Source organism: Hahella sp. KA22 (genome assembly GCF_004135205.1).
GTDB lineage: Bacteria > Pseudomonadota > Gammaproteobacteria > Pseudomonadales > Oleiphilaceae > Hahella.
The window spans coordinates 3,100,338-3,112,449 of record NZ_CP035490.1; the positions used below are offsets into that span (position 1 = coordinate 3,100,338).

General features: G+C 56.0%; 10 protein-coding genes. 6 read left to right on the plus strand and 4 right to left on the minus strand.

The window, feature by feature from the left end; all coding sequences use genetic code 11:
- Positions 1 to 9 precede the first annotated feature (9 nt).
- Positions 10 to 315 carry a hypothetical protein gene (locus EUZ85_RS13850; protein ID WP_127969848.1) on the plus strand — a complete coding sequence of 102 codons (306 nt, stop codon included), beginning with the start codon at positions 10 to 12 and terminating at the stop codon, positions 313 to 315.
- 431 nt (positions 316 to 746) lie between these two features.
- On the opposite strand, the gene EUZ85_RS13855 is transcribed toward EUZ85_RS13850, so the two are convergent.
- The 4 genes from EUZ85_RS13855 to EUZ85_RS13870 are packed head-to-tail and all read right to left on the minus strand — an operon-like array spanning position 747 to position 5,896.
- Positions 747 to 3,077 (minus strand): RND family transporter, encoded by a 2,331-nt coding sequence (locus tag EUZ85_RS13855; protein WP_127969849.1) that lies wholly within the window; start codon positions 3,075 to 3,077, stop codon positions 747 to 749.
- Positions 3,078 to 3,091: 14 nt separating this feature from the next.
- Positions 3,092 to 4,354: a hypothetical protein gene (locus EUZ85_RS13860; RefSeq protein WP_127969850.1), complete on the minus strand. Its 1,263-nt coding sequence runs from the start codon at positions 4,352 to 4,354 to the stop codon at positions 3,092 to 3,094.
- 23 nt (positions 4,355 to 4,377) lie between these two features.
- Positions 4,378 to 5,232: an outer membrane lipoprotein-sorting protein gene (locus EUZ85_RS13865; protein ID WP_127969851.1), complete on the minus strand. Its 855-nt coding sequence runs from the start codon at positions 5,230 to 5,232 to the stop codon at positions 4,378 to 4,380.
- Between the two features lie 49 nt (positions 5,233 to 5,281).
- Positions 5,282 to 5,896: a Dabb family protein gene (locus EUZ85_RS13870; RefSeq protein ID WP_127969852.1), complete on the minus strand. Its 615-nt coding sequence runs from the start codon at positions 5,894 to 5,896 to the stop codon at positions 5,282 to 5,284.
- Positions 5,897 to 6,120: 224 nt separating this feature from the next.
- Between EUZ85_RS13870 and EUZ85_RS13875 the strand changes: the two genes are divergently transcribed.
- The 5 genes from EUZ85_RS13875 (at position 6,121) to EUZ85_RS13895 (ending at position 12,097) form a co-directional block, all read left to right on the plus strand.
- On the plus strand, positions 6,121 to 6,837 hold the full coding sequence (locus EUZ85_RS13875) for a nitroreductase family protein (RefSeq protein ID WP_127969853.1): 717 nt from the start codon (positions 6,121 to 6,123) through the stop codon (positions 6,835 to 6,837).
- Between the two features lie 88 nt (positions 6,838 to 6,925).
- Positions 6,926 to 7,906, plus strand: a complete 981-nt coding sequence (locus tag EUZ85_RS13880; RefSeq protein WP_127969854.1) for an NAD(P)-dependent oxidoreductase — start codon at positions 6,926 to 6,928, stop codon at positions 7,904 to 7,906.
- 28 nt (positions 7,907 to 7,934) lie between these two features.
- Positions 7,935 to 9,335 carry an enoyl-CoA hydratase/isomerase family protein gene (locus EUZ85_RS13885; protein ID WP_127969855.1) on the plus strand — a complete coding sequence of 467 codons (1,401 nt, stop codon included), beginning with the start codon at positions 7,935 to 7,937 and terminating at the stop codon, positions 9,333 to 9,335.
- Positions 9,336 to 9,339: 4 nt separating this feature from the next.
- Entirely contained in the window at positions 9,340 to 10,527 is a 1,188-nt protein-coding gene (locus EUZ85_RS13890; protein WP_127969856.1) for a Phenylacetic acid catabolic protein, read from the plus strand.
- A gap of 49 nt (positions 10,528 to 10,576) precedes the next feature.
- Positions 10,577 to 12,097 (plus strand): NAD(P)/FAD-dependent oxidoreductase, encoded by a 1,521-nt coding sequence (locus EUZ85_RS13895; RefSeq protein WP_164887243.1) that lies wholly within the window; start codon positions 10,577 to 10,579, stop codon positions 12,095 to 12,097.
- Positions 12,098 to 12,112 lie beyond the last annotated feature (15 nt).

Consider the following 12,112-nt stretch of genomic DNA (forward strand, 5'->3'; position numbering starts at 1 on the left):
GGATGTATTATGATCACTTTCAAATTTCCTGAAGAAAAAGAATATGTTTCTCATTACGCTAAGAAAATGAACGATTCTAGAGCGTTAAATATACTGGAGGCGGGAGAGATAGGTTCTGAAGATGAAGCTGAATATTTAAGTCGTTTCTTTTGGCGAATGGTGGATAAATCTATTGAAGATGAAGAACAAGGAACGCCATCTTTGTTTGTTGAATCCAACGAATTCTGGAATGAGAAATTAATGTATTCAATATCTGGATATCTTGAAAGACAGGGGTATGAAAATATCTGGGAGAAAGTATCCGATGAGCAATGATATCTATTGGCGGACGTATGCGCTTATGATTTTGGGCAAAAAATTCAGAAAATCACTTGAATCAGCAGAGGGCATACAACTCTACTGATACTGAGGCGCCCTAAGTCTCATCCTCTTTTTCGGCGGCCAACCTGGCAAATATTGAACATGCTGGGCGATTTCCCCGCGACTCCCTCCGTTCGCCCTGAGCTTGTCGAAGGGCTCTTAATGACTCGTTTCTTGTTCGGCAGGCGAACTCTGGAACTAGTGGATCACTAATTTGAAATCTAGCTGTTTTTTCCACCCAGACTGGTCAGTGTTTAGATTAGCGCTCTGGGAGGCCCTTCGACAAGCTCAGGGCGAACGGGGTGTGTAGATCAGGGAACTCTCTCTGTTGCGTATCCTCTCAACCCACCGCACTAGGCGGTGGGCGCCAACCACTCCAAAATTCTTCAAGCCGTCACTGTATTCTTCAGTGGTTCTGCGGCGGGTTTCGGTTTGGGGCCGAAGGCCAGGAGGAGGAGGGGGAGCATGATGAAGTCGAAGATGAGGGCGATGAGGAAGGTGAGGGAGGACATGATGCCCAGGGTCACGTTCATGTGAAAGTGGCTGAGGGAGAAGGCCAGGAAGCCGACGGACAGGACGACGGTGGATATCAGCAGGGCGGGGCCGATGCTGCGGAAGGTTTCCACGACGGCTTCGTTGGGGGACATGCCCTGATCGCGGGTCAGGCGCAGGTATTTGCTGATGAAATGCACGGTGTCGTCCACCACCACGCCCAGGGTCATGGCGAAAATCAGTACGGCGGCGAAGTCCAGGGAGCCTCCGCACAGGGACCAGACGCCAAACGCCACCAGAATGGGCGCCAGATTGGGGGCCATGGAGATCAACCCCAGGCGCACGCTGCCCAAGGTCAGCGTCAACACCAGGCCAATTAATACGGTGGCCAGGGCGGCGTTGATGATCATATTGTCCGCCAGACGCTCAATCATGTAAGAGAACATCACCAGCACCGACACGCCACGGCTTTTAAAACTGTGTACATTGTCCTGCAGCCATTGATGGGTGCGGTCCACCAGACTAATGATTTCACTGGAGCTGGAGGAAGAGATAGTGGCGATCACGCGGGTGGAGGACTTGGCGATATTGATCTCATTGTTGATCTCCTGACCGAAGGGCAGGTTAGCTTCATAGAACAGCAGCGCCTGGGCGTTGGCTTCTTGAGAGTCCGCCGTTTTATAGAACGCCTTATCGCCGTTGTGCAGAGACTTGTTGACCCGCTTCAGCGTATCCGTCAACGACGCCACATGATTGATCATGGGGTCATCGAGCAAATGCTGTTTGAAGGCTTCTGCGTCTTGCAGGAAAACCGGATCGGAAATGCCTTGTTCAACGCCGGTGTCGAGACTGAAATGGATAGTTGTGGTGCCGGCCAGGCGCTGATCGATAAAGTCCGCATCGTCCCGGAATTCAGTGCCTTTCTCGAACATCTTCACCGGATGATCGTCGATCGTGAAATAGCGTAATCCATATAGCGGCGCCGACATCAAACCCAGAAAAACTACCGCCACCAGCGCCTTTCTACGCACCAGAAATTCCCCCAGCGCCTTGCAAAGCTGACTGATCACGGAAGTGGCGGACTGGTCGCGCTGAATGTTCATTAACATCATGGACGCAGGAATCAAAATCATGGAGTTGATGTAGGCGAACAGTACGCCCAGCGCGCACATGACGCCGAGATGTTGAAACGGCGGCACATCGCTGTACAGCATGGACAAGAAGCCGATGCCAGTGGTGAGGCTGGTCAGGGTGACGGGATAAATATTCTGTTGCAGCGTATGTTTGACCGCGTCGTCCCGGTTTGGATAGCGGGCGCGACCGAACAGGAAACTGAGCGCAACGTGAATGCCCACCGCCACGCTGATGGTGAGAATGACGTGAGGCGCAATGGAGCTGTGTGGGCTGAACTCGATACCCAGAAAACCGGTGACGCCAAAGGCGGAGAAAACCGTGAGAATGGTTGAGAACACGATGCACAGGGTGACTTTCCAGGAACGGAACAGCAGCGCCATGATGATCATGAAAATCAGAAACATCAATGGAAACAACGTCGCCATATCGGCGCGGGCGTACTCGTCGAAAGCGGCGTTGAGCATGACGATGCCGCCTAAACGAATATCGATGTTGGCGTAGCGTTGTTCATAGTCATCACGAATGGAGCGCACTTTGGCGGCGGCTTCGGCGATGGCGTTTTCCTTGTCGGGAATCATCAACTGCAGATAAATGGCGGTGACCTTGCCATCGGAAGACAGCATTCTGTCCTTGATGCGCGGCTCGCTCTCGGCGATGGCGCGGCGAGAACTGAGATAACCCGGATTACGCAGTTTCTCCGGTAGAACCAGATCCTCCACCAGGATTTCTTCGGCGTCCGCCTCGATGTGCTGGAAGTTGGTGATCGAGTCCACCCGGGTGACGAAATCCACTTGCCATAACTCTTCCGTGAGCTTTTGCACGGCTTCCATGATTTCCGGGGAGAACAAGTCCGCGCCCTGGGTCGCCTCCACCGTCACGATGAGCGGATCGGTGCGGGAGTAGGTGTCCAACAGATTTTCCCAGGCCACCAGATCCACATTGTCCTTGGAAAAATACACCCGATAATCGTCATTGAATTTGATGTGTTGTAGACCCGGCGACAGAAGCACGGGAATTAACAGCAGAAACGCAATCACCCGTTTCGGGGCGGCGATGATCAGATGGGCGAGAGTGAGAGCGAGCCTGTTCATAGTGAATCACCGGATCAGTCGAAATAGTAAGTGAATGAAGCGTTGATCAATTGGTCGTCGCGCAGGGGATACAACGGATCGCTGTCGTCAGGGTCGTAACCGCGCAAAGTCAGTTCCATGGCGATATTGGGAGTCAGACGACGTTTGAAGTTGAGGTGGTAGACCGCCGCACTGTGATTGAGGTCGGCAATGGCCCCAACGATCAGCGTGCTGTCGTTGTAATCGTTGGAGGCCCAGCGCACGCCGACGAAGAGATCCTGATCGAAAGGCGTCCCCAGCGCGTCATCGCCGCGAGAGTCATAGATATACTCGGCGAAGACGCTGAGGTCCGCTTGTTCTTCGGGGCGGATAAAGGTGTATTCCGCTCCCGCCACGGCGGCGAGAAAATCCGTCGGCAATGCATAGCGCGAACTGGATTCTTCCGTGTTGTTGTAGGCGAATTCGCCTTTATATAACCAGCTTCCCGCTGTGCCTTGCACCGTAAAACCGGTAGTTCTTACTTTGTAATACAGCGGACGCAGATGTCCGGGCTCGGCGCCGGGAACAAATAGCGGGTCCTGGCGATAACCGTCGTAATGAAAGGCGGCCAGATTCACCTCTCCGGTCACTTTCTCCACTCGCAGTGCGTAACCCAGGCGATGATTGTCCCGATCATCGGTGAACAGGGCGTCGTCTTCGTCGAACTCCAGTTGTCCGCGGGTGGGATTCTCCCGCGCTTCGCGACTGGGCAGGGTGCGTTCGCGAAACCAGGGCAAAGCGTAAAACTCATACTGCATGGATTCCGCCTGATAGGCGTAGCGCACGCTGGGAGCGCCGAGTTTGTCCTGGCCCGCCGGATCGCCGGCGATGTCGCGCTGGTTGATCACATCCGCCACCTGCAACGGCAGTACGTTCACCGCTTCCACGGTGCTCCAGGACACATGACGCAGTCCGATATTGACGATATGGCTGTTGTGGAAATATTCGAAATCCAGTTCCTTGAAGTCGACGCGGTGACGATTATCGTCAACAAAATCCACGCGACCATAAGGTGTGGCCTTCAGGCTCCAGTTGTGCGGGAGGTAGGTGAACAGCTCCGCAGAGCCCGCCAGCGCTGCATTGCCGTGATCCTGAATCGGCGCGCCGTTCTGCGGATACCAGTAAATCTCAGGGCTGAGGTAGGCGCTGGTGACGGAGATGTCCGCAGCGCCGGCGCCGAGGGGCAGGGCGATGGCTAACGCCAGAGTCGCCGCGCCCGCTCGCTGTGACGCAAATCGCAAGTGTGAGTGCCTGGGCATGAGCATCCCTTTCGCCGCCGGAGTTAAAAGCGGCGCAGGGTGTCGTTGCTCACCCGGCTCAGGTTGAAGCTGTTGAACTCGCCGCCGTCAGCGGCGCCAAACACATAGTCGCTGAGCTGCAAAATGGTTTTCTTCTTGTTCTGCAGGTTCACCATCTCAAAGTGTTTGGGACGCCAGAAGCGGTTCTCGTACTTATTCCATTCGCTCAGCGTCAGGGTTTTCAGCATGTCGCCCTTGGCGTCGTAAAACTCGATATAACTGGTCTGATAGTTACTCTTGTCCACATGGGTGACCTGCTTGCTGTAACCGGAATAGCCATACACAGGCGTGCGTTCCACCACCCAGTAATCCGGCGTTTCGCTCAGCAGGTTGTATGTGTACTTGGACAGCTCTGTCGTAGAGATATCTTCCCAGCTGAACTCCGAACCCACGAAAGAGCCCGACTTGTTCTGGGCGTTGATTTTCTTGGTGCGTTTGATGGTGGGCATGAACAGCCACTGATTGTCCGCGCCTTCGGACTGTTCAAAGGTAAGCATCACCGTACCTTTGATGTCGTTGGGCTCGACGAAGATGCCGATGGTTTTATCAGGCACCCCGGCTTCCTCCATCATTTTTTTGATCACCAGGCGCTTGCTGGTGCGGCCCTGGGCGTCCACCAGAGTCATTTCCATGCGCGCTTCAGTAGATGTCCAGCCCTCGTCAATCAGGTATTGGTGGGTGTAAATCTCCAGGCCTTTTTTCTGGGACTCGGACTGATGCCGCGCGGCGATCGGGTCCAGATACCCATTGATGTTTTTCTCGTCGTAATTGCCCGCCTGAACCGCGCCGGCCGTCAGCGCCGCCGTGAGAAATGCGATGGAAAGTGCTCCTCTTTGCATGATGAATCTCCGCTGATTCCTGTGTGACCGCCGCCGGTTGTCCCGCGACTCAAGCGTCGTGGGGCCGGGACAGGTGATTGATGACGTATCGGTTGGACACTACGGGTTTGAAATAACGCGCAGCGATCTTTTTGTGCTCGGGATTGTCGATGAAGCGTTGCAGGTAGTGCTCCGACTTGAAGGTCCAGATGGAAATGAAATCTCCATAACTGACATCGGGCGACACCGCCGATAAGGATTCCTCTCCCTGCAGCCGATGAATGGGGCCGCAATCCATGCTCAACAGACCTTCGGACAGGGCGGCGAGGCGATTGAGCGCCTGCTGAAAACTGTCGATATCCGCGGCGGAGGCGTCGTCCTTGAACTTCACCATGACAATGCGCTTGTAGGCGCCGTTTTCCCGGTGAGCCCGGAACAGCCGGCTGCGCAACGAGCGCAATGCGGCGGCGGGGGCGAACTTGCGTTCTTTTTCGGTGGGAGCGGAAGCGTTTTCCGTCGCCTGAATGAGAAACCGCTCGGCGGCTTCGGCGAATTCCTCCGCTGTCTGACGCATGAGTCGCCAGAGAAAGCCGTCGTTTTCCGTCCAGGTCGCCGCGCCTTGGGTAAATAACCGGGACAATCCTGTCTCCGTTCTGAATTTACCCGTCTCTGGTTTGAATCTCATACTGGGCTCCACTTCCGAAATGCGCCTGCTGCATTCCTTATCTCTCGTTAATTCAAACACTTAAATAAAGCGTTCCAACTTTGCTATCGGCCAAATTCTTAATGAGCAGGGCGCCTCTGAGCAACCGTTAATGGTGAGACATTGTGTCCCGATTTTGGTTGTAGCCAACGAGAAGGGGAGTCAATTAAGGTTTTTCAAACAGCGAAATCACGGATTGCAGGCTCATGTTATTCATCGAAGGCGAATACGAAACCATAGAAGACTGGGTAGCCGATGCGGATACCGGATACTTCAAACGCACCAGGCCGGGCTCGCAACGTCAGGACGCCGCGGTGCTTTCGAAACTGCTGCGTAAACGCAAGGCGTACAAACGCTTCCATGCGGACTGCGTCATTCCGGAAACGGATGTGGAGTACATCCTGCAGCAGGCCAGTCTGTCGCCTTCGGCCTTCAACATACAGCATTGGCGCGTGATTCGGGTGCGGCGCCAGGCGCTCAGAAACGAGATTCTGAAAGCGGCCTGGAATCAAAAGCAGATCAGCGAAGCGGCGGAGATCCTGGTGGTGTGCGCCGACAAGAAAGCCTGGGCCACTCCCGGCATGCCGTTCTGCCACAGCCGTAATCCCCAGGACCGTGCGGCGTTCGCCAACATGCTGCGTTCCATTTACGCAAATAATCCTGCGCTGGAAAGAGATGAGGCCATGCGCTCCGCGAATCTGTTCGCCATGTCGGTGATGTTGATTGCGGAATCGCTGGACTATCAGAGCTGCCCCATGTCCGGGTTCAACTACAAACGGGTTTCCGAGCTTCTGCATCTGGATGAAGACAGAGTGGAGATCGCCATGATTCTGACCATAGGCAAAGGCGTCAGCCAGCCGGGGACAGGCAAAAGGCGCATTCCGGCGGCCCGTTTCACCCATGAGGACAAGTACCGGGATTGAACGGCGGGCGCAGGGACGCTTCGGCGGACTCCACTGCGACAACAATTAAAAGCACGCGAAACGAAGACTGTCTTTAGAAGGAGGCACTGTGGACACCATATTCATTATGGGCGCAACCGGATTCATCGGCGAGGAAACCGCCAGAAGCCATATCGCCAAAGGCAATAAAGTACTGGGACTGGCGCGTAGTGAAGCCAGCGCCGCTAAGTTGAGATCCATCGGCGTCACGCCCGTCATGGGCGATGTCTACCGCCCCGAAGAGTGGCTGTCAAAGCTGCCCAAGATCGATTACGCCATCAATGTGCTGGGCTTTTTCACTGACGGCATGCCGGCGCGCTTCAGCGTCAGCCACGCGGAAAAGTGCTGCGAGAAATACACCCGCTGGATCAAAGTCACCATCGATCTGGCGCGCAGAAAAGGCATCAAAGCGGTGGTCAACGTCACCGGCACCACCATCTTCGAAGACATGGGCGTGGACTGGGTGACGGAAGAAACCCCCATTCGCTACACCCCCTCCGGTTTCAACCGGGTCGCGACGCCCGCCACCAAGCTGTGCCAGCAGGCGATTGCCGAAGGATTGCCGTTGATCATCGCCGTGGCCCCCAGCGTGGTGTACGGCGACAAGCCCACGTCCTCTTTTGACGAAGTCTTCGTCAAGCCGCTGGAAAAAGGGCAGATGGGCGTGGTCGGTGACGGTAAGAACTACATCACCACGGGGCATGTGGAAGATGTCGGCCGCGCCATCGCCCATATCACTGACGTCAAATACGCAGGCGAATTCTTTCACATCGCCGACGACCAGCCGGTCACTCAGCGCGAATTCGTCACGTCCATCGCCAGAGCGCTGGGCAAGACGCGGGTGATGACCATGCCGAGATGGCTGGTGGCGATCCTGGGCGGCAAGTGCGCGGTGGAGTTCATGACCTTATCCCAGCGCATCAGCAACGCCAAATTGAAGAGCACCGGCTTCACCCTGAAACACCCGCGTTTTCTCGATGAAGTCGGCGATGTGGTGCGCAGCATGAGACGCGCCCGCGCAGGTCAAAAACTGCAGGCGTCGCCCGCCTGATTCCCGCAACGCCAGCAAGGAGACAAACATGGATTTTCGCTTTATCAACAATCGCCTGGATGAGTCCATCGCCATTCTGGAACTGGACGATCCGTCCGCCAACACACTGACTTACGACCTGCTGCATGAACTGGAATACAAGTTCCTGGCGCTGGAGGCGGACCCGCAGGTGCAGGCGATCATCATCACGGGCAAGGGCGCGCGCTTTTTTTCCGGCGGAGTGAACATCGGCATGCTGCTGACCGCGGGCAAGAAGTTCAACTCCAACTTCATTCTGTACGCGGCGGAAGTGCTGGAGGCGATCACTCATTCCAGGAAGCTGATCGTCGCCGCCATCAACGGCAACATTACTGGCGGCGGACTGGAGTTGGCGTTGGTGGCGCACAAGCGTGTGGCGGTGGAAGGCGAGTACAACATCGGTTTCCCTGAAGTGCGCCTGGGCGTTATCCCTGGCATGGGCGGCACGCAACGTCTGACGCGTCTGGTGGGACCGCAGACCGCGCTGGAAATGATCACCCAGGGGCAGTTCATCAGTGCGGAGCGGGCGAAAGAAATCGGTCTGGTGGATGAGATTTATCCCCAGGAAGGCTTCCTCAATCGCGCCATCGCGTTCACCCGCGAGCAACTGAACGCACTGAAACCGGCTCCGACGCTCTCCGGCGAAACCGGCGCAGCGCTGGCGCAGAGCCTGAGCACGCCGTTCCCTGAAGGATTGGCGACCTTGCGCAAAGAGAACGGGCTGGCGGTGATTACGCTGACCGAAGCCAGCGCCTCGGCGGATGCGTTCTCCACCTTGCGCGCGCTCAACGAACGGCTGCTGGAGGCCCGCATCGACGAAGACGTATACGCCTTGGCGATCGACCTGTCTGCGGGCCTCCTGCGAGCCGACGAGCTGATAGATAACGATGACTTCGTGGTCGAGTACGGACGCAGGGTGTTCTCCCGCATCGACGGCTTCGCCCGCCTGTGCGTGCTGTATTGCGACCGCGCCATGTCGGAGCTGGAAATGGAGCTGGCGCTGGCTTGCGACTTCCGCTTCTGCGACCAGGCCGGCCTGAGTGCGGAGGTGGCGCTGCCCACCGGCGAGCTGCCGATTCTGCAGCGCTATCCCAGCCAGCTTCCCGCGGCGCTCGCCGGCAAGCAAGTGACGCTGGCGCGACTGGTTGAAACCGGCCTGTTCCGCTGCATCGACGAGGAAGAACCCCTGGCCTGGGTGGCGCGTTACATGACCCGGTTTCTGCCTCCCAACGGCGCCAGCACCGCCATCGGCTACGCCAAGCTGGCCATCAGCAAAGGCTATGCGGAGAGCATTCCCTCAGCGCTGCTGCTGGAGCGCCACCTGCAGGAGCAACTATTCATCGGCGCGGACAGTCAGGAAGGCATGAGCGCGTACATCGAAAAACGCACACCCAACTTTAAAGGGGCATAGGAAAATGGCCGCCATTAACGAATACACCATTGACAAGAAGTATCACGACGCGTTGATCGAATGGCAGCGCAAGAACTTCCCGGACATCGGTCTGCTGGAGAAGTATTGGGATGTCTACTTCCCGAATGATCCGGCCTGGCGTTTGACCGCCAAACTCTCCGAAGTGAAAGTGGATGTCATCAATCAGGGCAAGTATCAGGGCGTGAAGAAATACGCCACCGCCCGCGAGATGAAAGGCTCCATGCTGTATCAGGCGCTGCGCATCATCAAGGCCCAGTGCAGCACTGAACTGGGCTCTATCCAGCAGCATATGGACACGGTGAACACCTGCTACACGGATAAGGCGAAGTTCAGCGTGTTGCGCATCATGGCGGAAGAATTTCGTCACGCCTATCAGATGTTCTGGGTGTTGTCTCACGACCCCAGCTGGTCCACCACCGGGTCCAGCCGTATTGCGGAAAACACCCTGGACGAGCTGCTGTCCATGAACACCGGCTCCCACGTGTTGGACGCCTTCAACATTCCGTTCACGGACTCGCTGGATAACGTCACTTTCGCCTGCTTTATCGACCGGGTGGGGCGCTTCCAGCTCACCATGCAGGAAGAGTTCGCCTACGCGCCCATGGCCGCCAGCATGCGTCCCATGCTGAAAGAAGAAGCCTTCCACCTGAAAACAGGTTGGGAAGTGCTGAAGGAAATCTGCGAAATGGCGGCGGTGGGCGAAGGTCCCTGGACCCTGGCTGACATCCAGAAAAAGATCAATCTCTGGTATCCCCGCGCGCTGGAGATGTTCGGCAGCGAGGAGGGCGGCGAGTCCAATCTCGAATTCAGTTTCAAAACCATGTCCAACAAAGAGGCGATTGGCGGCTACATCAAAGAGATCGAGTGGCTGCTCAACTCTCTCAACGCGGCCATCCTGCAGCGTCGACACCCTGAACTGAGCAAGGAGCAGGTGCGTCTGATGGCGAAAGAAACCGCGATTCTGAGGCTGCCTTCCACTCGCTTCCTGCGCTTCCGCAGCGGCGAGGCGATACATGAATCCACTTTCGATGTGGATGGCAATCGCATCAGCCCCTTTGAATACATCAATTACCTGACCCGTGTGCTACCGGAGAAACTGTGTAGCACGGAGTACTTCAGAAGCTACACGGACAGGATTCGTCAGGCGCTGCCGACCATGACGGCGGCGTAGACGAGGACACTGGATAGAAACGGTCACATTAATACGGATGGATAAAGTTATGTACGACGTTGCAATCATCGGATCAGGATTCGGAGGCGCCGCAAGCGCCATCATGCTGGCGAAACTGGGCCACACTGTGGCGCTGATTGAAAAGGGCAAGCACCCGCGTTTCGCTTTGGGCGAATCGACTACGCCCATTATGAGCAAGACGATTCGGCACCTGGGTCAGAAATACGACATTCCCGAGTTCGTCAATCTGGCCAGTTACGACACCATCATGAACGCGCACATGCCGATCACCTGCGGACCCAAAGAGTTGTTCCACTACTTCTGGCATGAACCTGGACTGTCCTCCGCCAAACTGAGCAATGGCGCCGTGCCCGAAATCATCGTGCAGACGCCGGAAGTGGACACCCAGTTGTACCGTGCGGAGAGCGACAAATATCTGGTGGACGTGGCGATCAGCTACGGCGCGGATTATTTCGAGGAAACCACCGTTGAAGACATTGAATTCAATGACGACGGCGCGGTGATCAAGTGCTCCCGTCCAGACGGTAGCGCCAGCGAAATCAAGACCCGATTCATCATCGACGGCACCGGCCATCGTTCGCTGATTTCCCAGCGTTACGACCTGATTGTGCCGCAGGAAGAGCTGGATACCCCGCTGAAAAGTCGCAGCATTTTCACTCACTTCAAGGATATCGGCGATTTTGAAAGCAGTCTGGAATGCGACGAGGCCTTTATCGGACGCACCCCGGTTCCGCGTATTCGCGGCACCCAGCACCACTGCTTCGACGGCGGCTGGATCTGGTTCATCCCGTTCGACAACGGCGTCACCAGCGTGGGACTGAACCTGGATATCGACACCTATCCAATCAATGACAAAACCGGGGAAGAAGAATTCTGGGAGATCATCGGACGTTATCCGATTGTCGAAAAGATGTTGAAGGGACGCGAAACCTTGATGCCGTTTATCAAGACCAAACGCATTCAGTTTCGCACAAAACAAGCGGTCGGCGATCGTTGGGCCATGTTGCCGGGTTCGGCGGTAGGAGGTGATGGTTGGTTTAGCACCGGACTCGGCTTTACCTTACTTTGCGCACATCGCATCGTAGACATGCTGCATACCAAGATGCTCAAGGACGACGACTTTTCCCGTCAATATCTGGAGAACTACGAAACCGCGCTGTTCAAGGAGTGGAAGTACGTCTGCCGCATGGTGGACGGCATCTACAAGAGCATGCGCCACTTCGAGGTGTTCAAGTACTACTGCTTCTTCTGCTTCATGGGCGCAGAGAGCTTCGTGCACCGCGGCGGCATCAAACGTCCGCACGATCTCAACTACCTGCTGCTCAACGTCGGCGACGACAACTTTGTCGCCAAGTTCGAAGAGTTCTACACCATGGTGAAAGACCTGCACGAACGCGATGAAGTGACCCAGGAACAGCTCGACTACCTGCGCGATTTCGTGCGCTTCGAAATGAAAGACTACAACTACCGGGATTACGGCAACCCCATATACGGCGGCGTGCACCGCCGGTTGGACAAGTCATCCAGATTTTTCGCGGAACTGGCCTGATCAACTGAGAAACGA